23 protein-coding genes, 2 tRNA genes, 3 rRNA genes and 1 pseudogene are annotated in these 25,230 nt (G+C 46.3%); 24 read left to right on the forward strand and 5 right to left on the reverse strand.

Annotated features, from left to right (window positions below):
* Positions 1-10 precede the first annotated feature (10 nt).
* The 13 genes from rpmH (at position 11) to KDW03_RS07185 (ending at position 12,004) form a co-directional block, all read left to right on the forward strand.
* Positions 11-157 carry a 50S ribosomal protein L34 gene (rpmH, locus tag KDW03_RS07125; RefSeq protein ID WP_271434400.1) on the forward strand — a complete coding sequence of 49 codons (147 nt, stop codon included), beginning with the start codon at positions 11-13 and terminating at the stop codon, positions 155-157.
* Entirely contained in the window at positions 147-494 is a 348-nt protein-coding gene (rnpA, locus tag KDW03_RS07130) for a ribonuclease P protein component (protein WP_271434401.1), read from the forward strand. The genes rpmH and rnpA overlap by 11 nt, the downstream gene beginning before the upstream one ends.
* Positions 473-754 (forward strand): membrane protein insertion efficiency factor YidD, encoded by a 282-nt coding sequence (gene yidD, locus KDW03_RS07135; protein ID WP_271434402.1) that lies wholly within the window; start codon positions 473-475, stop codon positions 752-754. Before rnpA ends, yidD begins: the two co-directional genes overlap by 22 nt.
* A gap of 146 nt (positions 755-900) precedes the next feature.
* Positions 901-1,812, forward strand: coding sequence for an ABC transporter ATP-binding protein (locus KDW03_RS07140; protein ID WP_271434403.1), 912 nt, complete (start codon positions 901-903; stop codon positions 1,810-1,812).
* Between the two features lie 10 nt (positions 1,813-1,822).
* Positions 1,823-2,527, forward strand: coding sequence for an ABC transporter permease (locus tag KDW03_RS07145; RefSeq protein WP_271434404.1), 705 nt, complete (start codon positions 1,823-1,825; stop codon positions 2,525-2,527).
* A gap of 11 nt (positions 2,528-2,538) precedes the next feature.
* Positions 2,539-4,164, forward strand: coding sequence for a GldG family protein (locus KDW03_RS07150; RefSeq protein WP_271434405.1), 1,626 nt, complete (start codon positions 2,539-2,541; stop codon positions 4,162-4,164).
* Positions 4,164-5,906 (forward strand): glycosyltransferase family 2 protein, encoded by a 1,743-nt coding sequence (locus tag KDW03_RS07155; RefSeq protein ID WP_271434406.1) that lies wholly within the window; start codon positions 4,164-4,166, stop codon positions 5,904-5,906. Before KDW03_RS07150 ends, KDW03_RS07155 begins: the two co-directional genes overlap by 1 nt.
* A 121-nt stretch (positions 5,907-6,027) precedes the next feature.
* Positions 6,028-7,854 carry a CTP synthase gene (locus KDW03_RS07160; RefSeq protein WP_271434407.1) on the forward strand — a complete coding sequence of 609 codons (1,827 nt, stop codon included), beginning with the start codon at positions 6,028-6,030 and terminating at the stop codon, positions 7,852-7,854.
* Positions 7,855-8,709, forward strand: coding sequence for a pantoate--beta-alanine ligase (gene panC / locus KDW03_RS07165; protein ID WP_271434408.1), 855 nt, complete (start codon positions 7,855-7,857; stop codon positions 8,707-8,709). It begins immediately after the preceding gene.
* A 1-nt stretch (position 8,710) separates the two neighbouring features.
* The gene (gene dut, locus KDW03_RS07170; protein WP_271434409.1) at positions 8,711-9,160 is read left to right on the forward strand and encodes a dUTP diphosphatase; all 450 of its coding nucleotides are present in this window, start codon (positions 8,711-8,713) and stop codon (positions 9,158-9,160) included.
* A complete protein-coding gene (gene obgE / locus KDW03_RS07175) occupies positions 9,144-10,169 on the forward strand; it encodes a GTPase ObgE (RefSeq protein ID WP_271434410.1) in 1,026 nt (341 codons plus the stop codon). The genes dut and obgE overlap by 17 nt, the downstream gene beginning before the upstream one ends.
* Positions 10,144-11,292, forward strand: a complete 1,149-nt coding sequence (gene proB, locus KDW03_RS07180; protein WP_271434411.1) for a glutamate 5-kinase — start codon at positions 10,144-10,146, stop codon at positions 11,290-11,292. The genes obgE and proB overlap by 26 nt, the downstream gene beginning before the upstream one ends.
* Positions 11,270-12,004, forward strand: a complete 735-nt coding sequence (locus KDW03_RS07185) for a Nif3-like dinuclear metal center hexameric protein (RefSeq protein WP_271434412.1) — start codon at positions 11,270-11,272, stop codon at positions 12,002-12,004. The genes proB and KDW03_RS07185 overlap by 23 nt, the downstream gene beginning before the upstream one ends.
* On the opposite strand, the gene KDW03_RS07190 is transcribed toward KDW03_RS07185, so the two are convergent.
* Positions 12,001-12,231 (reverse strand): tautomerase family protein, encoded by a 231-nt coding sequence (locus KDW03_RS07190; protein ID WP_271434413.1) that lies wholly within the window; start codon positions 12,229-12,231, stop codon positions 12,001-12,003. The two genes, KDW03_RS07185 and KDW03_RS07190, sit on opposite strands and share 4 nt — an antisense overlap.
* A 55-nt stretch (positions 12,232-12,286) precedes the next feature.
* On the opposite strand from KDW03_RS07190, the gene KDW03_RS07195 reads away from it, so the two are divergent.
* The gene (locus KDW03_RS07195; RefSeq protein WP_271434414.1) at positions 12,287-12,688 is read left to right on the forward strand and encodes a YkvA family protein; all 402 of its coding nucleotides are present in this window, start codon (positions 12,287-12,289) and stop codon (positions 12,686-12,688) included.
* Between the two features lie 100 nt (positions 12,689-12,788).
* On the opposite strand, the pseudogene KDW03_RS12385 reads toward KDW03_RS07195, so the two are convergent.
* Positions 12,789-13,933, reverse strand: a pseudogene (locus KDW03_RS12385) (integrase catalytic domain-containing protein).
* A 51-nt stretch (positions 13,934-13,984) separates the two neighbouring features.
* On the reverse strand, positions 13,985-14,110 hold the full coding sequence (locus KDW03_RS07215; RefSeq protein ID WP_271434418.1) for a hypothetical protein: 126 nt from the start codon (positions 14,108-14,110) through the stop codon (positions 13,985-13,987).
* A 148-nt stretch (positions 14,111-14,258) separates the two neighbouring features.
* Here KDW03_RS07215 and rpiB point away from each other — a divergent pair, with 148 nt between their 5' ends.
* Positions 14,259-14,711 carry a ribose 5-phosphate isomerase B gene (rpiB, locus tag KDW03_RS07220; RefSeq protein WP_271434419.1) on the forward strand — a complete coding sequence of 151 codons (453 nt, stop codon included), beginning with the start codon at positions 14,259-14,261 and terminating at the stop codon, positions 14,709-14,711.
* Positions 14,704-15,552, forward strand: coding sequence for a shikimate dehydrogenase (locus KDW03_RS07225; protein ID WP_271434420.1), 849 nt, complete (start codon positions 14,704-14,706; stop codon positions 15,550-15,552). Before rpiB ends, KDW03_RS07225 begins: the two co-directional genes overlap by 8 nt.
* A gap of 1 nt (position 15,553) precedes the next feature.
* Here the strand turns inward: KDW03_RS07225 and KDW03_RS07230 are convergent, their stop codons facing one another.
* Positions 15,554-16,369 carry a hypothetical protein gene (locus tag KDW03_RS07230; protein WP_271434421.1) on the reverse strand — a complete coding sequence of 272 codons (816 nt, stop codon included), beginning with the start codon at positions 16,367-16,369 and terminating at the stop codon, positions 15,554-15,556.
* On the reverse strand, positions 16,366-18,492 hold the full coding sequence (locus KDW03_RS07235) for an ATP-binding protein (protein ID WP_271434422.1): 2,127 nt from the start codon (positions 18,490-18,492) through the stop codon (positions 16,366-16,368). Before KDW03_RS07235 ends, KDW03_RS07230 begins: the two co-directional genes overlap by 4 nt.
* Before the next feature lie 423 nt (positions 18,493-18,915).
* Here KDW03_RS07235 and KDW03_RS07240 point away from each other — a divergent pair.
* From KDW03_RS07240 to KDW03_RS07275, 8 genes are all read left to right on the forward strand, one after another.
* Positions 18,916-20,445, forward strand: a 16S ribosomal RNA gene (locus KDW03_RS07240).
* Between the two features lie 59 nt (positions 20,446-20,504).
* Positions 20,505-20,578, forward strand: a tRNA-Ile gene (locus KDW03_RS07245).
* Positions 20,579-20,585: 7 nt separating this feature from the next.
* Positions 20,586-20,654, forward strand: a tRNA-Ala gene (locus KDW03_RS07250).
* A 66-nt stretch (positions 20,655-20,720) separates the two neighbouring features.
* Positions 20,721-23,586: ribosomal RNA gene (locus KDW03_RS07255) — 23S ribosomal RNA — on the forward strand.
* A gap of 38 nt (positions 23,587-23,624) precedes the next feature.
* Positions 23,625-23,732: ribosomal RNA gene (rrf, locus tag KDW03_RS07260) — 5S ribosomal RNA — on the forward strand.
* Together the 16S, 23S and 5S rRNA genes with 2 tRNA genes alongside form the textbook arrangement of a ribosomal RNA operon.
* Before the next feature lie 338 nt (positions 23,733-24,070).
* On the forward strand, positions 24,071-24,445 hold the full coding sequence (locus KDW03_RS07265; protein ID WP_271434423.1) for a type II secretion system protein GspG: 375 nt from the start codon (positions 24,071-24,073) through the stop codon (positions 24,443-24,445).
* Positions 24,420-24,806 (forward strand): PulJ/GspJ family protein, encoded by a 387-nt coding sequence (locus KDW03_RS07270; RefSeq protein ID WP_271434424.1) that lies wholly within the window; start codon positions 24,420-24,422, stop codon positions 24,804-24,806. The genes KDW03_RS07265 and KDW03_RS07270 overlap by 26 nt, the downstream gene beginning before the upstream one ends.
* The gene (locus KDW03_RS07275; RefSeq protein ID WP_271434425.1) at positions 24,790-25,230 is read left to right on the forward strand and encodes a type II secretion system protein; all 441 of its coding nucleotides are present in this window, start codon (positions 24,790-24,792) and stop codon (positions 25,228-25,230) included. Before KDW03_RS07270 ends, KDW03_RS07275 begins: the two co-directional genes overlap by 17 nt.

The following is a 25,230-nucleotide window of genomic DNA, read 5'->3' on the forward strand; positions in this document are numbered from 1 at the left end:
GAGGTGTTCTATGAAGAGAACCTATCAGCCGAGTAATATTAAACGTCGTCGTACGCATGGTTTTCGTGCTCGTATGAAGACCAAAGATGGTCGCGCTATTTTAGCTCGACGACGAGCCAAAGGTAGAAAAAGACTTACTGTTTCTGATGAGTTTTAATTGGTCACGCTCCTGTCGCTTACGAGGCGAACGAAATATCCAGCTTGTCTATCACAAGGGCACTCGGGTGAAAGCACCGCGGAGTGCTCTTTTTTTTCTTCCGGCAGAAGATCTGCGGGTGGCTATAAGTGTTTCTCGAAAAACAGGGAATGCCGTCGTACGAAATCGTCAGAAACGTCTTGCGAGAGAATTTTTTCGTTTGTTTCAGCAGCACTTTATTAATCCTGGCTGGATCATGGTGGTTATCTATCGACCTTACGACAATCTTTTAGATATGACGAATGAACTGAGTGAAGCCTGTGAAAAGGCTGGTTTATGGGCATGCGGTTTATTTTGATGGCTCTGGTGCGTTTTTATAAGAAGTATATTTCCCTTCATCTGCCGTCTTCGTGTATCTATCATCCCTCCTGTTCTTCGTATGCTCTTGAGGCTCTTCGCCGTCATGGTGCTTTCAAAGGGAGCGTGCTGGCTCTTTTACGTATTCTGCGGTGTCAGGGATGGTTTTTCGCAGGGGGAAATGATCCCGTGCCGCGCGCGTTTTCCTGGCGTAGAATTATGAGTCGTTATATGTTCTTTTGGAAGTGGCGCAAGAAATAAGGGTCAATCTCAAGCTTCCATGAAGCAAAAGCAATGCATGGTTTCCGGTGAATTTTCTTTTGCAAACTATTTGCATTATTCATAAAAAGATGATATAATATCACATCTGTTTGTTTACTCTACCAATCCCAGAAAAAGGAGACTCTATGCTGGAAGTTCGTCAGGTCACGAAACGTTACGGCCAATTTGAGGCTGTTTCAGATATCTCTTTTTCCGTGGAAAAGGGGCGTATTGTGGCTTTTCTTGGACCAAACGGTGCGGGGAAAACAACTACCATGCGCATGATTACGGGCTATATGCCTCCAACGAGTGGAACTATTTTGCTCAATGGGGTAGATGTGTTTGAAGATCCCGAAACTTGCAAGCGCCAGATAGGGTATCTCCCTGAAAATCCCCCACTTTATCCTGAATTAACAGTTCTGGAGTATCTCGAGTTTGTGGCAAATATCAAAGGAGTGGAAAAAACAAAAAAAGACGCAGCTATTGAAGAAGCTATCGAAAAGACGAATCTTCAGGACCGGCGCTATACACTGATTGGACAGCTCTCCAAGGGACTTAAGCAGCGGGTGGGTATTGCAGGTGCTGTGGTGAATCATCCTGCTTTGTTGATTCTTGATGAACCTACCGTTGGGCTTGATCCTCTTCAGGTGATTGAGATTCGCAATCTCATTAAACAACTCGCCAAGGAAGAAGGGAGAACAGTCATGCTCTCTACCCATATTCTTGCGGAAGCGGAAGAGATCTGTGAACAGGTTATTATTATTCATAATGGTCGGATCATGGCAAGTGAGTCTATCGAAAAACTCAAGGCTGGTCTTCAGGAGCGATTCCATATTCGTGTTGAAGTGAAGAGGAGTCCAGAAACTCTTGTGGATATTCTTCCGGGAATCGAGGGGGTAGAGAGTGTTCAGCCAAACGAGGATGGGGCTGTTATTGTAGCTACACGTGATGCTCGGGAGGAGATCGCTGAGAGGATTATCCAGAGGGGGCTGGGGCTTATCGGGCTTTCCCTGGCTACTGATGATCTCGAGAGCGTGTTTCTTAAACTTGTTAGATAAGGAGAGATCCATGTGGAGTGTTTTTCAAAAAGAGCTTAAAATCTACTTTTCTTCAATTCTTGGTTATGGGGTTTTGACTCTCTATCTTTTGATAGGGGGTATATTTTTTATTATTTCTTATGCTACGCCTGTTGGTATTAGTTCTTTTACGGGCTTTTTTTCGGTGATGAATAGTACCATTCTCTTTGTTATACCTTTTCTTACCCTGAGAACGGTTGCGGAAGAGTATCGCTACGGGACCATGGAGCTTCTCTTTACCTCTCCATTATCAAGCTGGGAGATTGTTCTGGGGAAGTTTCTCGCGAGTTTTGTGTTTGCGGGTATTGCGGTAACACTTCTTTTAATTTATCCTATTTCTCTGAGTTTTTATGCTCCTGTGGAATGGGGTATGGTGCTTTCCGGGTATGTGGGGATGCTTCTCTCTGTAGGTTTTTTTATAGCTTTGGGTATTCTTGCCTCTAGTCTCACCCAGAACCTTGTCATCGCAGGGATCCTCTCATTTGGTTTTTTTGTGGTGCTGGTAAGTTTTTCCTCAGTGGCTATGGTTTCTCAGGAGATAGTGTCTGCTATTTTTCGAGAACTTTCGTATTATACACACTACCAGCAGTTTGTTCAGGGAGTGATTCGATGGGTAGATCTCTTGTACTTTGTGCTTGGGACATTTCTCTGGTTGTATCTTACTGAATGGCGCCTATCTTCCCGAGTATGGAAATAAGGAGTGGCTCTATGAAAAAACTTTCACTTGTTGTGGGAAGTATTTTTCTTGTTTTGATCGTGGGACACTGGATCAGCTGGATTCTCTGGGGGACAAAGAGCGTGATTTTTACAGTTTTCTTGATTACAGAGGTACTTCTTGCTTTTACTGCTCTTATCCTCTTTAAGGATGTGTGGATCCGCTGGCTTAAAAAAAGTCGTACCCAAACAGGGATTCAAAAGATGATAGAATTTTTTGTAGTGGTGGCGGTGATGGTGTTTCTCTATCTTCTGGTAAATCAGCATCAGGGGAGACTGGATCTCACAGCTCAGGGGCTTTACCGACTCTCTCCAGAAACGCTTACGACCCTCAAGGCTTTGACGAATGAGCTCTCAATCGTGTGTTTTCGTCCTGATGCGGCGAGTGGACCGGTGATTGAATACCAGGAAAATCTTCTTAAAACCTATAAAGCCAAAAGTAAGTATATCCGGCTTACGTTTGTGGATCCCATCAAGAATCCTGTCCAGGCCTCAGAGTATAAACTTAAGGAAGAGATAAGCACATTTTTTGAATATGGCGGTAATCGTGTAGCGGTGAATGTTCGTGATATCATGGAGCAGGATGCTCAAACAGGTAAGATGAATTATCGAGGAGAGGAGGCGTTCACCTCGGCTATCAAGAGTCTTCTTGACAGTGATGTGCGTAAAGCGTATCTTCTTGCAGGGCATGGGGAATTCTCTCCTTCCGAAACGGGTTATAAAGGGTATGCAGACTTTTTTACCGCCCTGAACCAGGATATGGTCGAATGGAAGTCCCTCGATCTCACAAAGTTCATTGAGATACCAAAAAATGCTTCTCTTCTCATTATAGGACATCCTACACATACCTTTTCAGTTGATGAACTTGATACTATCAAAGACTATATCGATAACGGTGGGAATATTCTGGCTTTTGTAGAACATGATACCACCATCCTTATGCAGGATCTTCTCAAGGAATTCGGGGTCTATTTTCTTCCTAATATTGTGATTGAGGAGGAAAATTATATTCCCCAGCTTGGGAATACCGTTTTCTCCCCAAGGCTTATTCCCCATTCTATCACAGATCCCCTGTTGAAAAGAAAACTTCCTGTGGTTGTAGGAGTAGCGACAGCATTGACGGCGACAAAGGAAACAAATATCGGCAATATTTCTCTTGAGATCACTCCCCTCCTTCTCAGTTCAAAAACCTCCTATGCAGAACGGAATCTTGAGTCCCTCAAGAATCGAAAAACAGTGAAAGATAAAGAGGATTGGGAGGGGCCTCTTCCTCTCGGCTACGCTGTGGTACGACGAAAGCTCCAGGTTTTTCGTGGTCTTGAGGGGGCTATTACCAATACGGTAGAGTCTCGACTGGTAGTTTTGGGGGATGCTGATATGGCGAATAATGCTTATATTGCTCAGTGGGCAAACAAGGATTTTCTTCTTAATGCAGTGAATTTTCTCCTTCAAAGGGAGAGGAAGATTACGTTACGGCCTAAAAATCCCTTGATTGCTGAATATCAGCTTACCTCGACGGATCAGGCGATTCTCATATCGGTGGCCATTCTTCTTGTTTTGGGTTATGGAGTGGCGGGGGTGTTGGTTATCTCCCAGAGAAGAAAGAGAATCAAGGTTTGATGCACCCTACGGAAAGGATTCCTATCGCCCATCTTCTTGAGGGGCGACTTCTCTCTATTATTATGCCCTTCTATAACGAAGGAAGGGTGATTGTTGAAAATGTGCGCTCTGTTCTGCATGCTTGTGAGGAGATGGGGCTTGCTGTAGAAGTGGTGGCGGTGGATGATGGATCTACCGATGATGGCTACCAAAAACTTCTCCAGGCGTATCGTCATGATATGCGTGTGGTACCCATACGAAACGAAACCAACTTCGGAAAGGGATGGGCACTCAAAACGGGGTATGAGTTTTCTCGTGGGGAGTTTGTTCTCTTTTTGGATTCCGATCTGGAGCTTTCTCCATGGCATTTGCCTCAATTTTTCCATAGGCTTTTTGAGAGCCAGGCCGATGTGGTGATTGGGAGTAAGCTTCATCCTGAGTCGATAGTAAATTATCCCTTCATGAGGCGTGTGTTGAGTCTTGGGTATTATGGGATTATTCGATTGCTTTTTCGTCTCCCTGTTATGGATACCCAGACAGGGATCAAGCTTTTTAAGCGTGAGGCGCTTGAGTATGCCCTTCCAAGAACCCTGGTGAAACGTTTTGCCTTTGATATTGAACTGCTGGTCGTGATGATCAGTAAGGGTTTTCGGGTTATTCCGGCTCCTATTTTTCTCCACTTTAATCGCCAGGGGATAGGTAATATCCGTCTCCGTACGATCTGGAATATCTTTTTTGATACAATGGCGGTAGTGTACCGTTTTTATATCCTGAGGTATTATCAGCGGGAATTGGGACCATCGGTTCGCTACCGCTATAGGGTGGTGCTTTTTTCAGGGGGTATGAATGAACAGGAACATAAGAATTTGATGCGTTATCTTTCCCTTCCTTATGTCGAGTATGATGTGGTGCTTCTGGGAGAGAAAGCGCCGGATGTTTCTCATCCAAAACTTTCCTGGATTGAGGCGAAAGAGGTCTTGTTTTCTGAGAGGCTACTTGCCCATCCAGAGTTTATGTCCCCGGAGAGGGATCTGTATCTGTTTGGTACCCTGGCTTTTTCTCCAGATCAGAAGATCTTTCTCAATACGGGCAGGCTTCTTTCTCTTGAGGATGTGGGTATGGTAGGGGGATGGGTAATGGTGGCTCCCGATGAAACGACTCAGGGGAGGTTTTTTTATCATGTTGTAAGAAGTACGTTGCTTAACGGTCCTCTGGCGTATCGTTATAAGCATGGGGTCCAGAAAAAGGTGAGTGAATTGGGACTTGAGGGAATGTTTGTGAAACGAGAAGTCCTTGATCAGTGGCACCAACTTGCTCCGCAACTTTCCGGCGATAAGTATGAACATCAACTCTCGCTTGCTTGTGAGAAACTACAAAAGGACATTCTCTATTCTCCGGATATAATTATGTTTGGCTACTTTCCTCAGAGTTTTCATGAGCTTTTGGATTGGTTAAAGGGTCGGGCAAGGATCCGTGCTCATCAGAGGGAGGGGCTTTTTTGGTGGTATGTTCTTATAGGGGCTTTGATGGCTCTGTGGGTATTGGCCCTTTGTGCTCCCTGGTTTTCTTACTTTCTTCTTCTGCCGTGGGGGGTGTACTATACCTTTGTACTGTTGGTTTGGCCTCTCTCGAGTCCTGAGAGGGGCATCCGTAAGCTTTTTCAGGGGGCTGTACTTGCTATTTCTCAAATAGTGTATATATGGTATTTTGTTTTCCAAAGGATAACACGCCATAGCCACTATCATTATCAAAAAAGATCGTGATTCTTCCAGGGTTGAGAGAGTCATCTTGTCTATGAGCCCATGAAGTTATCTCCTCTTTCGAAAAATTGCAGATTTCTTCTTTTTTCACTATAATATAAGGTAAGCGTATAAGGAGTGTTGTATGGAACACAAGAAATATATTTTTGTTACAGGTGGGGTATGTTCTTCTCTTGGCAAGGGGATTACCGCTGCTTCTATTGGAGCTCTTCTCAAAGCGGCAGGGTACAAAGTAAACATGATGAAGATCGATCCCTATCTCAATGTCGATGCAGGAACGATGAGTCCTTTTCAGCATGGGGAGGTGTTTGTCACGATTGATGGTGCAGAGACAGACCTGGATCTGGGGAACTACGAACGCTTTTTGCAGATTCAGACAACCCAGGCAAATAGTCTCACCACAGGGCAAGTTTACAAACATGTGATTGATGCGGAGAGACGCGGGGAGTATCTGGGGAAAACTGTCCAGGTTATTCCTCATATTACGGATGAGATCAAACGGAGAATCCGTCTCTGTGACGAGGGCAAAAACTCGGATATTGTGATTGTAGAGCTTGGGGGAACGGTTGGAGATATCGAGGGGCTACCCTTTCTGGAGGCTATTCGTCAGTTTGCCATTGAAGAGGGGCGAAATCATGTGAAATTTCTTCATCTCACCCTTGTTCCGATGATCGCTGGCTCAGGAGAGCTGAAGACGAAGCCTACCCAGCATTCGGTGAAAGAACTCATGTCGATGGGCATCCAGCCGGATTTTCTTTTTTGTCGGGCGGACGTGATGCTTCCCGATGCTCTCAAGAGTAAGATAGCTCTTTTCTGTAACATTGATGAATCCTGTATCTTTTCTGCTGTGAATGTGGAATCAACTATCTATGAGGTTCCTCTTTTGTTTCATCAACAGGGGGCAGATCGCATCATTCTAGAAAAATTGGGGCTCCCCTATCGTAAACCCAATCTTGCTTCCTGGGAAAAGATCGTAAACACCTCCAAAACAGCTCAAAAAACGGTTCAGATTGCCATGGTAGGAAAGTATGTGACTCTCGAAGATACCTACAAGTCTGTAGATGCGGCCCTGAAACATGGAGGGCTTCCTCATGAGTGCCAGGTCAAAATTCTCAAAATAGATGCGGAGGATTATGAGGCAGAGGACTACGATGCTGAGAAGGGAATACTCTACCGTGCATCGGCGGAGTATTTCAATAATCAGCTTCTTCCTCGTATTGTAAGCGAACTGGATAGAGCTTTTATGAAGTCTGTGTATGAGAAAGAGGTGACCAAGAACACCTACCTTCTCTCACCGGATATCAAAGAGGATGATAAAAAGCGGGTCATAAGAATTTTGAAAGAGTGTGGATTTAGTGGAGTAATTCCTAAAACCATTGATGGGATCCTCATTCCTGGCGGGTTTGGTAATCGCGGCATTGAGGGAAAAATTAAAGCTATCTATTATGGACGTACGCATCTTATTCCGACTTTTGGTATTTGTTTGGGTATGCAATGTATGGTCATTGAGTATGCGAGGAATATGTGTGGGCTTACAGAAGCGCATTCTACCGAGTTTGCGCCGGCAACGAGTCAACCAGTGATTGATCTTTTGGATAATCTCAAGGGGGTGAAATACATGGGTGGAACCATGCGCAAAGGGGGAAGTAAGTGTACTTTAATGCCTAAAACCCGAATTCAAGGTATTTATAATACCTCTTCTATTGTAGAAAGGCATCGCCATCGCTATGAGGTAAATCCTGAGTATGTGGAACTTTTCCAATCAAAAGGATTGGTGATCTCAGGAAGGGCAGAGAATGATCTTGTGGAGACCATAGAGCTTCCAGACCATCCCTGGTTTATTGGAACCCAGTTTCATCCTGAGTTCCAGTCTTCTCCGCTTGCGCCTCATCCATTGTTTGTTTCTTTTATCAAGGCGGCTCTGGAGTATCAGGCCAAAAAGGGGAAATAGATGCAGGTTATAGAAAAGGTTCGCGAAATGCAAGAGCTTGCCAGACAGTGGCGGCGTGAAGGGTATTCGATAGGGTTTGTTCCTACCATGGGCGCATTGCACGAGGGACACCTCTCGCTTGTTCGAGAGGCAAGAAAACACCACGACAGAGTGGTGGTGAGTATCTTTGTTAATCCCCTCCAGTTTGGGCCGAGTGAGGATTACAATCGCTATCCCCGTACTTTTGAGGAAGACAAAGCGTTGCTTATTGCGGAGGGTGTGGATGTGATTTTTTTTCCCTCTGTAGAGGATCTGTATCCTCAAAACTATCAGACCTATGTAACGCTTGAACGTCTTCCCGAGCATCTCTGTGGCCTTTCACGACCTGGGCACTTTCGTGGTGTGGCCACGGTGGTCACCAAGCTTTTTAACATTGTCATGCCTCATGAGGCATATTTTGGAAAAAAGGATTATCAGCAGTTTCGTATCATTGAACGAATGGTCCAGGATCTTAACATGGACCTCAAAGTGACTCCTATGCCTATTGTTCGTGAACATGATGGCCTGGCTATGAGTTCTCGAAATCGTTACCTTACTCCCCAAGAGAGACAAAAGGCTTTAATTCTTTTTCGGAGTCTGGAACTTGCCTCTGACCGTATTCAAAAAGGAGAAAGGGATGCCTTTCGTCTTACTCAGGAGATTCGAAAGTTTATCCAGAGAGAGGTGAGTGAGGCTCGTATTGATTATGTCTCTTTTGTGGATGCGAAAACGTTAGAGGATATAAAAACCCTCTCCGGGCATGTTCTCCTTGCCCTGGCAGTATTTATTGGGACCACCCGCCTTATTGATAACCGGGAATTTTTTCTTGAGGATTAACATGCAGATAAAGATACAGAAACTTCATCCCAAGGCTATTCTTCCCCAGTACAAGACTGAATATGCTGCAGGCGCTGACCTCAGTGCTTGTCTTGATACGCCGTTATCGATTACACCCGGAGAGATAGTAGCTATTCCTACAGGGATAGCCATAGAGATTCCCCCTGGCTATGAGGGACAGGTGAGGCCGAGAAGTAGTCTGGGTAAACTCGGGCTTTCCATACCAAACGCTCCCGGGACGATTGATTCGGATTACCGTGGTGAGGTAAAGGTTTTGTTGGTCAATCTTTCACGAGAACCTCATACGATTTACCCGGGGGACAGAATTGCCCAGCTCGTGATAGCCCCTGTGGTGAGAGGGGAGTTTTATTGGACTTCAGATCTTTCGCCAACCTCTCGTGGCACAGGCGGATTTGGGAGTACAGGGAGGAACGATGCTTTTCAAGGATGAGGTGGAGATCTGGGTTACCGCCGGCAAAGGCGGAGACGGCTCGAAAAGTTTTCGTCGAGAAAAGTATATTTCCAAAGGTGGGCCAGATGGAGGGGATGGAGGTGACGGGGGAAATATTGTTTTTCTGGTGAATCCCCATCTTCGCACGCTTTCGCATATCCACAACCGGCAGAAATTTTACGCAGAGAATGGAGAGAACGGGAAACGGAAACAGATGCACGGAAGAAATGGTGAGGATAAGGTGATAGAAGTTCCACCGGGGACGGTTGTCTGGGATGTGGAAACAGGCAACCAGCTTGCCGATCTTACTGAACCCTGGAATAAAACTATTATTGCGCATGGGGGTCGTGGTGGCCGGGGAAATGTGCACTTCAAAAGCGCTACCAACCAAACCCCTTTTTATGCTGAGTCGGGAAAACCGGGAGAAAGCTACCATCTTCGACTTGAGTTAAAGATGATAGCTCATATTGGGCTTGTTGGATTTCCCAATGCCGGGAAATCCACCCTCATCTCGCGCTTGACCAATGCTCGTCCCAAGATTGCTAACTATCCCTTTACCACGCTTGAGCCTCATGTGGGTGTGATGACTTTAGATGATGCCTATACGAGTGTTCTCATTGCTGATATTCCCGGGCTTATTGAGGGAGCCCATCGGGGAAAGGGGTTAGGGATAGAGTTTCTTAAACATATTGAACGAACAAAGGTGCTCCTCTTTGTGCTTGACGTGACGGATGAGCCAGAGAAACATTTCAACGTTCTTCGAGAAGAGCTTAAGGCATATTCAGAAAAGCTTTACCAGCGTCCTTTTCTCATAGCCCTGAATAAAAAGGATCTTCTCTCAGAAGAACCGTCACAACGTGAACAGTTTTTTAGCAGGATAGCTCCCTGTTTTCTTATCTCTGCTCTCACAGGTGAAGGGCTAAAAGAACTCAAGATAGCCCTCTATCAAGCCTACCAGCAAGAAGAACAAAAGGAGTTCCCGGATGATACTTCCTCTTCCCAGCGGTGAAAAACTTTCTCTTCGTCGTGTGGTGATTAAGCTCGGAACAAAACAGATCACGGATACCCGCCAGCTCAACGAGGAGAATATCGAACGTCTCATCGATGAGGTGATGAGGCTTCGGCAGCAAGGGGTACAATGTGTTCTTGTGGTAAGTGGGGCTATCGGCATGGCACGCTATGCGATGGGAATGGGAGAAAGGGAATTCACCCTTGCTGAAAAGCAGGCTCTTGCAGGAGTAGGGCAGGGGCTTTTGATGTCTTTTTTTGCAGAGAAGTTTCAGAAACGAAAGACGTGGATTGGGCAGGTTCTTCTTACCCATTATATTTTTGACAATCGCAAAACCTACCTCAACGCAAGAAATACCCTCAATACCATGCTCGAGATGGGGATTATTCCTGTGATCAATGAAAACGATTCAGTAGCAACAGATGAAATCCAGTTTGGGGATAATGATCGGCTTGGGGCATACGTCAGTGTGATGGTAGGAGCAGACCTCTACATTATGCTCACCGATATTGACGGGTTGTATGCTTATTTTGGGACACCGCAGCAGAGGCTTATCCCGGTGGTGAGGGGTATTCAACAGGTGGCTCGTTATGCCCAGAAACAGCAGGAAAACTTCAGCCGGGGTGGTATGATAACAAAACTCCAGGCGGCAAAGATTACCACAACCGCAGGTATTCCTGCAGTGATTGCAAACGGTTTTCGTCCGGGAGTGCTGGAGGAGATTTTTGGTGGGTTACAGACGGGGACGATTTTTCTCCCCTCGGGAAAAACCATCAACTATCGGAAACGCTGGATCTCTTCTAAAAAGATGAAAGGAAAGCTTGTGGTAGACCAGGGGGCAAAACAGGCTCTCCTCAAGCATAAGAGCCTTTTGGCTGCTGGGATTGTTGCTGTGGAAGGTGATTTCAAGGAGGGAGATACTGTCCTGGTTGTAGGTCCGGAGGGGGAGGAGATCGGACTTGGGATTGTCAATTATGAGAGTCGAGAGATAGAAAAAATCAAGGGGAGAAAATCTGAGGAGATAGCCATTCTTCTCGGGAAAAACAAGGTAAATACGGTTATTCACTGCGATAATATGGTTCTCTACGGGGAGGAAGAATATGGCTCATATTCGGGAGATTGAGGCTTTTGTGGCAGATATCCTTCAACCATGGAATTTTCAGGATTATTGTTACAACGGTATCCAGATAGAGGGAAAACCAGAACCATCTTTTCTTGCGGTGGGGGTATCTCTCAATATGGCTTTTCTGCGGGAAGCGGTGAAACGAAAAGCGGACATGGTGTTGGTGCATCATGGTTTTTTTGGAAAAGATTTTTTTACATTGCGGGGGTTTTTGAGAGAACGGGTGGCGTATATTCTGGAACATAATCTCACCGTGATGGGGTACCATCTCCCTCTTGATGCTCATCCCGAATATGGCAATAACGCCTGTATTGCTCGCGAGCTTGGACTCTCGCTTGTGAAAAGAGTGGATGTGGGCTACATTACAACCTATGAAAATCCTCTTCCCTGGGAGGAATTTGAGCTTCGCTTACGGAAGGTTTTTCCCCATTCAAAATTTCACATCTATAAGCATCGTGATACTGTCCAGCGGGTGGGGATTATGACAGGGGGAGCGGCATCCTTTCTCAAGAGTTTTGAGAAAGAGATAGACACCTTTCTCTGTGGTGAGATAAAAGAACAAACCCTCGCGGAAAGCGAAGAAATGGGGATCTCCTTTATAAACGCTGGCCACTACTATACAGAAACCTTTGGTGTGAAGGCTTTGGCTTCTCTTCTGGCGGATCGGTTTGGACTTGCGTGGGAGTTTATCGATATCCCCAATGAGGTTTAGTCCATCGTATACCCTGGTTTGATCCAGAGGTTTTCCATCTGGGGGACGATCTCTTTATCATAGACTTTTTCCTTCCACTCTGAGGGGGGAATCTCCTCAATCGCGAGGGAAATAGTCTTGGGATCGGCACCGATACTCTGGATGAGAGCCTCTCTGATGGCTTCCGTGAGAGCTTTTTTTTGTTCCATGGTTCTCCCGGGATACATTTTTACAATGATATGGGGCATACTGACCTCCTGGAAAAAGTATAGCGAAAGAGATGTTTTTTTGCAAGGATAGGATATGAAAAAAGATGTTTTTTATAAGCTTGTTGTCCTTGAGAGAGCTTGGCGCCATCCTCGCTGTCCATGGTATGCAAAAGGGGTCATTGTGGTGACGCTTGTTTTAGCCGTAAGTCCTTTTGATCTGATTCCGGATTTTATTCCCATCTTGGGACAGCTTGATGATCTTTTTTTCATTCCTCTGGGGATTGCTCTGGCATGGAAACTGATTCCCGAGGACATCAAAAAAGAGGGATCACTTTCTCTCAAAACGCTTGATCCATCTCTTATGCAGCGTTACAAGAGAATTGGCCTGGTGATTATTGGTTTGTGGTGGATTGCGATTATAGGTATAGGTATATATATCTGGATAAAATGTATTTCCCCCTCTTTCAAGGGGTCCTTCTCCTCAGGGGTAAAATAAAATTTTTTTTACAGATATTTTTTTCTTTGTTTTTCTTTCCCCATTGCGTCAAATAAAAAAGTACTCGAAATTCGAATCATTGCCTCATAAAAAAAAGTACTCAAAAATTCCATACAGTTTCCTCCAAATTTTTGTTTTTTACATTCTTTTTCTTTTGAAGGCTGAAAAGTTTTCTCTGGCAAGCTGTAATTTTTTGTCTTAGGTGAAACAAATCGAGAGCCTTATAAAGCCTTGTTAGGCGTTCCTTTTGTGCCTCACTTACATAAGAGCTTTCTAAAAGCCGCTGGTAGGGAGTTTTAATATCATCATGCTTCTTTTGCACCTTGCTTCCGATTCTCTTTTCTCTGTCATTTTCATAACCGTTGAAAAGTTGGCATAAAGCCTGAGATACGCATAGAGTCGGTTCAAGTAGTAGACTTCTTCCTCGGTATCGTAGCGAAAGTACCCAACATTCTGGCGGACTATGGAATAGTTTTTCTGCTCAACGTAGCAGTTATCATTGGAACGGGAGCTTCTTCCTCTTGTAAATTTTATCTGGTTCTTCTCACACCAATCACGCAGAGGATGATTAATAAATTCAGCACCGGTATCAGAATCAATTCCCCGTAACTCAAAAGGAAGTCTTCCTTTGACTTTTTCTATGGCTTCTCTTACCCATTTTGAAGCTTTGTTTTTGATTGCCACAAGCTCTGTCCAACCGCTCCAAACATCCACCATATTTAATGTTTGAGCAAAATCTCCCCGGCTATTTCCTCCCTCATGGGCTACCAGATCAATCTCCATGAACCCAGGGCAATTTTCATTCCACTCTGCCCACGTGCGTATAGCTATTTGTTGCTTTAATATGCTTTGTACCTTTTCGTCCTTTTATCTCAAGCTTTTACGCTCATGTTTCAAAAGTCGGTCAATACTTGAAGCACTTATATGGCGCAAGTTTTCTATAGCCTGTGGAGAACCGTGGAGATGTCCGTTTGCTAAGAGATTATCTAAAACTTCATTGAGAATCGGCTTTAAACGTTTGCCACACATGTAGTTTTCAATTTCCCAGACCTTTTTTAGAAGTTTTAGTTCCTCTTCGCCGAATTTTTTCTTTCTGCCAGGTCTTTTGCCCTTCTTGGCTATATCGGCTTTAAGGTAATTTTTCTTGCCTACATAGATGGTTTTTCCGTGCTGCCTCAAGAGCCTGGCGGCATAGTTTCGGTTTTTTAAACCTGTTATCCTCACAAAGTAATCCAGTATCTCCATTTTCTCCTTTTTGCTGGCTTTTTGATACTCTGCTTCGACAAGCTCAGCATATCATTTCGCCGTTTCCCTGTAAATAGGTCTTTTTTCAGACCTCGTTAACCCAATTCCTGTTGGCGAGCTTGTCGAGCCACGGTTGGCGAGCTTGTCGAGCCACGGTTGGCGAGCTTGTCGAGCCATGAACTGGATTATTTTACACAAATTTAAAGTACTTTTTTATTTTGAAGCAACGTTCCCTTTTCGAGTACTTTTATTATGAAGCAATTCGGCTCGTTGACAGGGAGAAATTTTTCCTGTATACTTTTGTATCTTAGATGAGGAGAAAAGAATGAAGATAGCCATGGCTTCTGATCATGCAGCCTATCAACTGAAAGAACACATCAAAATATACTTGCAAAAAAAAGGGTATGATGTTGTTGATTTTGGGACACATTCTGAAGAGTCTATGGATTATCCTGATACCATTAAACTTGCTGCCAGAGCTGTCGCGAGAAAAGATGCAGAGTATGGGATTGTCCTTTGTGGATCGGGAATCGGGGCTTCGATTGTGGCAAATAAAATTCGGGGGATTCGTGCAGCTCTTTGTCTGGATGCTTACTCCGCAGAATACAGTCGACGCCACAATGATGCGAACGTGATGGTTCTTGGAGGACGCCGAACCCCTCCCGATGAGGCAGAAAAGCTTGTGGATATCTGGCTTTCTACGGCATTTGAAGGGGGAAGACACGTTCGCCGCGTGGAAAAAATTCATCAGATAGAAGACGAGGAATGTCATGATTGATGCCTCGACACGCCTGTTTGGTATCCTGGGGCACCCTGTGAGGCATTCGTTTTCTCCCGCGATCCACAATGCCGCTTTTCAGGCATGCGGGATCAATGCTGTGTATCTTGCTTTTGATGTGGAGTCTCTTGAAGACGCGATCAAGGGTATTCGTGCTTTGCATATAAGTGGCGCAAGTGTCACTCTTCCACACAAGATAGCGGTGATGTCCTATCTGGATGATGTTTCTGATCTTGCTCAAAAAATAGGTTCGGTGAACACTCTTTTCTGGGAGGATGGCAAGCTCAAGGGAGAAAATACCGATGCCTATGGTTTTTATGAGTCTCTTTCCCAGCATACGGTTATTACCGATACCCATGTGGTGGTGTTGGGGTCTGGTGGGGCATCGCTTGCGGTGTGTTTTGCCTTGTTTGCCTATGACCGTCCCGCAAAGCTTACCATCGTGGCGAGGAATCAGGAGAGTCGCAATAATCTGAGGCTTCGGTTATTGGAGGCTTTTCCTTTTGCACAGATAGAGACGGCGAATTTTGAATCCGTCAAGGATGTGATGAAGGATGCTCAGATTCTCATAAATACCACCCCCGTAGGGATGTTTCCCCATGAGGATCAAAGCCCTATTGAAGAGGCTTGTATTCCTCGAGGTATCACTGTGATGGATCTTATTTATCATCCTGTGGAGACTACTCTTCTCAAGCTTGCGCGCGCCAAGCACTGTGTGGTTATTAATGGAGCAGAGATGCTTCTCTTTCAAGCGATGCGACAGTTTGAGATCTGGACGGGAGAGAAAGCGCCTTTTGAGGTAATGCAAAAAGCTTTGCAAAAGTGTCTGAAACAGAATTAGCCTATATTCCCACCAGAAGTTGATAGAGAAAAAGCGCTGTATTTTTCTCTTTTGTTCCCTTCACAATGAACCTGCCCTGCCTGAAGACAAGCGCGGTGAATTTTTGGTATTCAATCTCAACAAAAAAGGGATTTGACTTTCGGACTTTTACAAAGGGTTTTATTTCTTCTAGATAACGAGATAAATCAATTGGCCTTTCAAATGAGGGTGTGATGGCTACCGAGTTTTCCCCACAAGATACAGCAACAATCGGTTGGAATTTGCCCTCGAGAAAGGGATGTTCTCCCTGGTGAAGAGGACAGGCAGGTGAAACTGGCACCACTTCACCTTCGTGTGGATTGTGCCAGATGGTACTATGCTCGGGTGGCATGTTCCAGAGAGAAACGAAAAGCTCTCTCCAGTGCTTTTCTGGTTTTTCCCGGAGAAGAGCGGGTTTTGGTGGGTGGTACGACATGAGACAGTGGAGGCAACCGTCGCTCTCTTTTCCCGAAAAAAAGAGAAGTTTCCACTTTTGCCCTGGAATCAAAATCCATGCGGGCTTTTGGTAGGCTAAGGCCATATCCATAGCCAGATAACAGGAGAGAAGACTCGGAGACATATGGATAATTCCTGTTGATTCTTTGATGAGACCCGCGTAGTTGTGGGTGAGGTATTCTGGAAAAACTGCCAGTGCCCAGGAAGCAGGGGTGAAGATTTGATCCTTGAGAGAGTAATTGGTCCCGATCACGCGCATAAGGGGTTTACCGAGAGCCTCCCAGAGAGTGTCTTCTTCTCCGAGACCTCCAACAAGAACCCAACTATCCTGTTCCAGGCTCATTTATTAAATCCCACCTTTTTGGTTGAAAGTCCCAGGACAGATTTTATCTCTTTATCAATCGCATCGAGGAAGTCTTTTTGAGTAATGATCTGGTCGTTTCCTGTACGAGTGGCTGCTTTTCTTGCGGCATTGTAAACAACATTGGCGATAGAGCCACCGGCGAGTTCGTATTCGGCCAGTTTGGAGAGATCAACATCGGGGGCAAGGGGCATTTTCTCAGAGATGTGAACCTGCCAGAGTTTGAGTCGGGTTTCATATTTTGGAATATCGAAACGGATCTTGATGTTGAAACGTCTGTTCCATGCCACATCAAAGAGTTCGATAAGATTGGTTGTTGCGATAAATACGCCCTGGAAGTTTTCAATCTCTTCGAGAAGAAGGTTTTGCATCTGGTTGTATTCTTTGTCGGCAGCCTGGTGGATCATGCCACGGGAGCTCAAAAGTTGATCGGCTTCATTGATGAAGAAGAATACATTTTCTTTGGAGTTTTTTACATAATCATAGTATTCTTCAAAAACTTTCTTCACATTTTTTGTGGATTCACCTACAAAAGAACTTACGAGGTTAGCAGCATCAACCTTGAAGAGTTTAGCATGAGCTTCTCCAGCGAGAGCTTGAGCGGTGATGGTTTTTCCTGTACCAGAAACACCGTAGAGAAGGATTTTTACCGAGGATGCTTCTTTGTGGGAGAGAGATGGTTTCACTCCCCATTTTTTGAGAACTTTCATAGTTTTGGTCATATCGACAGCGTTGAGAAGCTCCTGTTTTACATCTTCATCCAGGATAATCTTGCTTAAGTTTATGTTGGGTTTGATAACCTCGTAGAGGGTTTCTTTTTTCTCTACCGTGAGAACAGAGGTTGTGTTTTCTTTTGGAGGTGTTTGCGTTTCCTCTGTGTTTTCAAAAAGGAAATCAAGGGCATCCGAGAATGAGGGTAATTCTGAAGATGTCTGGATTTCTTCGCCGGGAAAACCAGTATAAAAAATCTGTGGAGCTATATGTGGATTACTCTTAGCAAAGAGATTTACCAATTTGATAAATTCCTGGCGGTTGATCTCAAAGTTTTTGTTGATAAGGGAGGGGGAGTCTTCTGTTTTTTTGGCTTCGATGTCTTCTTCTTCAAAGAAATCTGAGGAGATAATTCTCAGGAGTCCTTTTTCTATGAAGGGACTTTTGGGATGGAAAAAGGAGAGTATCATGGGAATTTCTTCGGGAAGAATACTGAGCATTTGAAGGGCATGTTCTATGCTTTGCTGGGTTTCCTGACGAATAAATACAAGGTAGAGGAGATAGAGATAGAAAATCCAGAGAGGACGTTTATTTCTCATGAGAGGATCCAGAATGATAAAACCTGCAGAGGAAAGAGAGAAAAATTCCTCCATAGACTCGGAGAATTGTGGGTAAAGTTTCCTGTTTGAAAAATCAAAATTCTTCATAATGGTGTCTATCATGGAGCTAAAAGGGGGTGTTTCAAACCATGGTTTAAGGGGCGGGGGAAGGAGGGTTTCACTGTAAAGGGTTTTATAATATTTCAGATGAGAAAACAGGATCTGAATATCGTTGAGCATGTCGGAGAAGTTGGTGTATGGTCGTTTTTTGAGGGTAAAAGAGAAAGGCGCAGCGTTCTTTTCCGGGAGGAGGGTCTGGAGAATTTTTCCGTATCCGATAGCATTCATGGCAAGGGTGTCGTTGCTAAGTGTGGAGAGGTATTCCTGCACGGTAAAGAATTCGTTCATCTGGTTTTCTGGAGGCCATCCGCCATAGTGAATAATCCAATAGTTGGTGTAAAGTGGATGGTCACGTTTCATCAAAGTAGAGAGAAAAGTAAATTGCTTCTCTGTTTTTTTGTGGAAGAAGCGCACAATATTCCAGAGGTTTTGTTGTGGGGTCTGGTGAGTTAAAGCGGAAAAGAGGAGAAGCACAAGTTTTTGTTCCTCATAGGAGAGTCCCCGAAGGGTTTTTTGAAGCTTTTTTAAGGCGTCCTTGTAATGGGAAAGAGGAGCCTGAAGTTTTATCGTAGAGAGAGAAGGCGTGGTTTTTTCTGCTGGTTTATTGGCAAGGAAAGCCTGATATTTTGAAAACCATCCTTCGGCGAGTTCGAGAATCAAGGGGGAAATATTCATGAAAAACTCCTTTTTGCTTTGATGTTATCCTTTTCGCTGCCGGGAATGTGGAAAAAGTCCGGGTGAGTGGCAGCGTGAAAAGTGGAAAATATCATTGCGTTGCGTTTTTGTTTTGCGCAGTTTTTGTGCCTTTGATAGACTTTACCTATATAGTATAACATAAAATAAAAAAAAGGGCAAAAAGAGAGAGGGTGAGTGTTTTTTTAGTTTTTCTTGTTTTTTTTCAGGAAATCTTTTTGAAAAAAATTTCAGAAACCTCTTGACAAAGGCAGGAAAATATGGTATAATAATAGTCCACGCTACGACTGAGTGTATGTGAGAGGTTGTAGGGTTGGTTTTTTTTTGAGAGGAGATAGTACTGAGGTGAGGGACAACGAACAAGTAAGCTAGGACAAGCTTTGAAGTTATGGAATTGAGATATTCATGACGGAGGGTTTGATTCTGGCTCAGAGCGAACGCTGGCGGCGTGTCTTAGGCATGCAAGTCGATCGGCAGCGCAGGTGTAGCAATACACTGGGCGGCGAGAGGCGGACGGGTGAGTAATGCATAGGAATCTACCCAAAGGACGGGGATAGCCTGGGGAAACTCAGGGTAATACCCGATGATATCGTAAGATCAAAGGGGCGTTTGCCTCACCTTTGGATGAGCCTATGTCCCATCAGGTAGTTGGCGGGGTAAAGGCCCACCAAGCCGAAGACGGGTAGCTGGTCTGAGAGGATGATCAGCCACAAGGGGACTGCGACACGGCCCCTACTCCTACGGGAGGCAGCAGCCAAGAATTTTCCGCAATGGGCGAAAGCCTGACGGAGCGACGCCGCGTGAGGGAAGAAGGTCTTCGGATTGTAAACCTCTTTTGTAAGGGAAGAATAAGGCGAGGAGGGAATGCCTTGCTGATGACGGTACCTTACGAATAAGCCCCGGCTAATTACGTGCCAGCAGCCGCGGTAATACGTAAGGGGCTAGCGTTGCTCGGAATTACTGGGCGTAAAGGGCGCGTAGGCGGTTTTGCAAGTCAAATGTCAAAGACCACGGCTCAACTGTGGGGAGGCATTTGAAACTGCGAAGCTAGAGTATGGTGGAAGGCGATGGAATTCCCGGTGTAGCGGTGAAATGCGTAGATATCGGGAGGAACACCGAAGGCGAAGGCAGTCGTCTATGCTGATACTGACGCTGAGGCGCGAAAGCATGGGGATCAAACAGGATTAGATACCCTGGTAGTCCATGCCGTAAACGATGCACACTAGGAGTTGGCGGTTTCCGTTGGCTCCGCAGCAAACGCGTTAAGTGTGCCGCCTGGGGAGTACGGCCGCAAGGCTGAAACTCAAAGAAATTGACGGGGGCCCGCACAAGCAGTGGAGTATGTGGTTTAATTCGATGCAAAACGAAGAACCTTACCAGGGCTTGACATGTACTGGACTGGTGGTGAAAGCCACTTTTCCCGTAAGGGACTGGTACACAGGTGCTGCATGGCTGTCGTCAGCTCGTGCCGTGAGGTGTTGGGTTAAGTCCCGCAACGAGCGCAACCCCTGTCATTAGTTGCCACCCGCGAGGGGGAACTCTAATGAGACTGCCGGCGACAAGTCGGAGGAAGGAGAGGATGACGTCAAGTCATCATGGCCTTTATGTCCTGGGCCACACACATACTACAATGGTCGTTACAGAGGGAAGCGATACCGCGAGGTGGAGCAAATCCCTAAAAGCGGCCTCAATACGGATTGGAGTCTGCAACTCGACTCCATGAAACCGGAATTGCTAGTAATCGCAGGTCAGCCAAACTGCGGTGAATACGTTCTCGGGCCTTGTACACACCGCCCGTCACACCACCCGAGTCGGTTTTTCCTGATGCTGGTGACTCTAACCGTGAGGGGGAGGCCAGTGAAGGAAGGATTGGTGAGGGGGGTGAAGTCGTAACAAGGTAGCTGTACCGGAAGGTGCGGCTGGATCACCTCCTTATAGGGAGATTTGATAGTCCCTCATCTCAGTTTGTTTTTATAGGTTAAGTTTTTAGGATTGGGAGTATAGCTCAGGTGGTTAGAGCGCAGCCCTGATAAGGCTGAGGTCAATGGTTCGAGGCCATTTACTCCCAGTGTGATGGGGATATAGCTCAGCTGGGAGAGCACCTGCCTTGCAAGCAGGGGTCAGGGTTCAAACCCTTATCTCCAGTTTTTGATAGGAAAGGGATATATTGGATATATTGAGATAAGACAGGACATAGGACTGAGGTAAAAGGTCAAGGGAAAAGGGCTAAGGGTGGATGCCTTGGCACCAGTGTGCGAAGAAGGACGTGAAAAGCTGCGAAAAGCGTCGGGGAGTCGCAAATGGCGTAGATCCGGCGATATCCGAATGGGGCAACCCGGCCAGGGTCATGCCTGGTCATCCCTGTTAAGGGAGGCGCACCCGGGGAATTGAAACATCTTAGTACCCGGAGGAAAAGAAATCAAATGAGATTCCCCGAGTAGTGGCGAGCGAAAAGGGAATAGCCCAAACCGCTGGGCATGCTCACCGGGGTTGTAGGACTCCTGTAAGCATCATGGAATCTAGCAGAACGGTTCTGGGAAGGCCGGCCGTAGAGGGTGAAAGCCCCGTATGCGAAAGAGGAAGTGAGCGAGGAGTATCCTGAGTAGCACGGAATTCGTGGAGTTCTGTGTGAAGCTGGGGGGACCACCCTCCAAGGCTAAATAACACTGGTGACCGATAGTGGACGAGTACCGTGAGGGAAAGGCGAAAAGAACCCCTGATAGGGGAGTGAAATAGAACCTGAAATCCTTAGCCTACAAGCTGTAGGAGCCCGCGAGGGTGACTGCGTGCCTATTGAAGAATGAGCCTGCGAGTTACAGGTAGTTGCGAGGTTAATCCCTGAAGGGGAGTAGCCGAAGCGAAAGCGAGTCTGAATAGGGCGTCTAGTAGCTATCTGTAGACCCGAAGCCGCGTGAGCTAACCATGGGCAGAATGAAGTCTCGGTAACACGGGATGGAGGTTCGAACCGGTAGGCGTTGAAAAGTCTTCGGATGACCTGTGGTTAGGAGTGAAAGGCCAAACGAACGTGGCGATAGCTGGTTCTTCCCGAAAAGTATTTAGGTGCTGCCCTGTGTGGCAAGTGCTGGGGGTAGAGCGCTGGATCGGGAAGGGGGATTTATCCTACCGACCCGAACCAAACTACGAATACCGGCACCCGAGGCACAGGAGTAAGAATATGGGGGATAAGCTCCATATTCGAGAGGGAAACAGCCCAGATCGTCGGCTAAGGTCCCCAAATACCGCTAAGTGGATAAGGAAGTGGAATGACCGAGACAGCCAGGAGGTTGGCTTAGAAGCAGCCATCCTTTAAAGAGTGCGTAATAGCTCACTGGTCGAGTTATTTTGCGCCAAAAATGTACGGGGCTAAGCGGTATACCGAAGCCACGAACTCGGAAGAGTGGTAGGGAAGCGTTCTACGAGCGACGAAGGTTTACCGTGAGGTAAGCTGGAGCGAGTAGAAGTGAGAATGCAGGCATGAGTACACGATAAAACGGGTAAAAAACCCGTTCGCCGAAAGCACAAGGGTTCCTGGGCTACGATATTCGACCCAGGGTTAGCCGGCCCCTAAGGTGAGGCCGAAAGGCGTAGCTGATGGGAATACGGTTGATATTCCGTAGCCACCTGTTGGAGTGATGGGGTGACGCCCTGCATAGAGCCATGCGGACTGACGGATGTTCGTCGAAGCCATTGAGGCTGGTGTGAGTGAAATGCTTGCGCCGCAAAGCCAAGTGGTGAGCGATCCTTCTTTCGGGGAGGAGAAGATGGCCGAGTGTAGGGCCGAGAAAGAGCCTCTAAGCGATGAAGACAGGTGACCGTACCAAAACCGACACAGGTGTGCGGGTGAATAACCTAAGGCGCTCGAGATAACTCTCGCTAAGGAACTCTGCAAAATAGCCCCGTAACTTCGGGAGAAGGGGTGCCTGCGAAAGCAGGTCGCAGTAAAGAGGCTCAGGCGACTGTTTACCAAAAACACAAGACTCTGCAAACTCGTAAGAGGAGGTATAGGGTCTGAAACCTGCCCAGTGCCGGAAGGTCAAGAGGAGGTGTTAGCTGATGAGGCGAAGCATCGAATCTAAGCCCCGGTAAACGGCGGCCGTAACTATAACGGTCCTAAGGTAGCGAAATTCCTTGTCGGGTAAGTTCCGACCCGCATGAATGGTCCAACGATCTGAGCGCTGTCTCAGCGAGAGGCTCGGTGAAATTGTATGCTCGGTGAAGATACCGAGTACCTACGGCAGGACAGAAAGACCCCGTGGACCTTTACTACAACTTGGCGTTGAAATTTGGTTTACCATGCGCAGGATAGGTAGGAGGCTGTGAAGTGGGTGCTCTGGTGCTCATGGAGCCGACCTTGAGATACTACCCTTGGTGAATTGGATTTCTAACTCTCGCCTTGCAATCGGGGTGGAGGACAGCGTCTGGTGGGTAGTTTGACTGGGGCGGTCGCCTCCTAAAGGGTAACGGAGGCGCCCAAAGGTTCCCTCAGCATGGTTGGAAATCATGCGTAGAGTGTAAAGGCAGAAGGGAGCTTGACTGTGAGGCCGACGGGCCGAGCAGGGACGAAAGTCGGGCTTAGTGATCCGGTGGTTGTGCGTGGAAATGCCATCGCTCAACGGATAAAAGGTACCCCGGGGATAACAGGCTGATCTTCCCCAAGAGTTCATATCGACGGGAAGGTTTGGCACCTCGATGTCGACTCATCGCATCCTGGGGCTGGAGAAGGTCCCAAGGGTTGGTCTGTTCGCCCATTAAAGCGGTACGTGAGTTGGGTTCAATACGTCGTAAGACAGTATGGTCCCTATCCGCCGTAGGCGTTTGGGCACTTGAGGGGAGCTGCTCCTAGTACGAGAGGACCGGAGTGGACGAACCGCTAGTGTACCTGTTGTCACGCCAGTGGCATAAGCAGGGTAGCTATGTTCGGAAGAGATAACCGCTGAAAGCATCTAAGCGGGAAACTCGCCCCAAGATGAGGTGCTCCTTATGGTCCGTGGAAGACTACCACGTTGATAGGCTACAGGTGTAAGCGCAGTAATGCGTTGAGCCGAGTAGTACTAATCGGCCATTAGCCTTGACCTTTTACAAGTCAGTCTCCTGTCTTATCATTGTTTTTATTTGCTCTCGACCATAGCGGAGGGGGTACACCCGGTCCCATTCCGAACCCGGAAGTTAAGCCCTCCGTCGCCGATGATACTCCGTCAGGGGGAAAGTAGGTGTCGAGAGCTTTTTTTATTGTCCGGGATTTTTCTCAGGATGTTACCACTTTGAAAAATGGAGTATTCTTAGAGGACACCCGGAAATCAGCTAAGAAAAATGTTTATAGGAAGTCAAGAAAAAAGTGAGATGGTAAAAATTTTCTATTTGAGATGGTGTTTCTAGAAGTTTACCCATGGCTTTTTTTGTAAAGTAGCACAAAAACTTTCAAGTTCCCTGCTACGGCAAAATGGCGAGAGTATTTTTGGAGAAGTTTCCATTTTCTCTATTTTTGACGAAAAATATTTATTTTCCTACTTTACTTTTTTTCTTTTTGTGGTATAATGTACTGAGAAAAGAGAGGTGGGGTATGAAACAAAAGGGATACTTTCTCGAGGGATTTACGCTTCTTGAGCTTCTGGTGGTACTCACGATTATTGGTATCCTGATGACTATAGGGATGGCTGCCTACACGGGCGTGATCGAATCAGCAACCAGACGAGCGGTAGAGGTGGAGCTTTCCCAGTTTCAGATTGCCATTTTCAATTTCAAAATCGAAGAAGGAAGGATGCCTTCTTCTGTAGAAGAGTTGTTGCAGCTCGGATATATTACCAGGGAGTTACTCCAGGATCCATGGGGGGAGAGTTATATTCTTCGGAAGAACGAGGGACGCTGGCAGATACTCTCCAAGGGTGCAGACAAAAAAATAGGAACCAAAGATGATATTATCAAGACGCTGGATTAGTGGTTTTACGTTAATTGAGGTATTGGTTGCTTTGTCTTTGGTGAGTCTGGCCGTTCTTGCGGTTTTAGGGGTTTATGGAACCCTTGCTCTTACCTCCGGGAAGAGTCAAAACGTGCATCGCATAGCGTCGGTCATGGATGCCTTTCTCACCGATGTCCAGCTCAAATGTGCCTGGACGAACTGGGAAACAGGGCTTTTTCTCACCAATGTGAATGGAGTTGCCCTGGAGATGGAAGTAAACTGGGAGGAAAAAGGAGAGCTTTGTTCGGTAGAGCTTCGGAGCTTTTACCCTGCAGGCCAGAGAACCAATACCTACACCGTGAGAACGAGGTTTTCCCTGGCTTATGAAATGGGAATATAGGCTTGAGGGATTTACTCTTACGGAGTTGTTGGTGACGATGACACTGTTTGCCCTTGTGATGTCGGTGGTTACGTCTGTACTGGTGATGCAACTGAGCATACTGCAGAGACTTGGCAAGGCTGAAAATAGCCGGGAGCTTTTGTGGCGACATCTGGAGATGGTGAGTTTGCAGACTGTTCGGGTTGAAACAACGAATGGGGGATGGGTATTTTTCACCGCGAGGGGCAGGATGTATTTTTTGGGACAGGAACCACTCATGCTCATGGAACTAGGGGAAAAAGCACGATGGCAGTATCCTCTGCAGGCTCAACTCCAGCTTGCATTTATCACCAACCGCTCTCGTGGAGTGGTAAGAGCAAACCTTACCGGCATTGGGTTTGATGAGACACGTTTTTTCCCCCTTGGTTGGCAGAAAGGAGAGTAA

Origin of the sequence: Thermospira aquatica, assembly GCF_023525255.1 — a bacterium.
Classification (GTDB): domain Bacteria; phylum Spirochaetota; class Brevinematia; order Brevinematales; family Thermospiraceae; genus Thermospira; species Thermospira aquatica.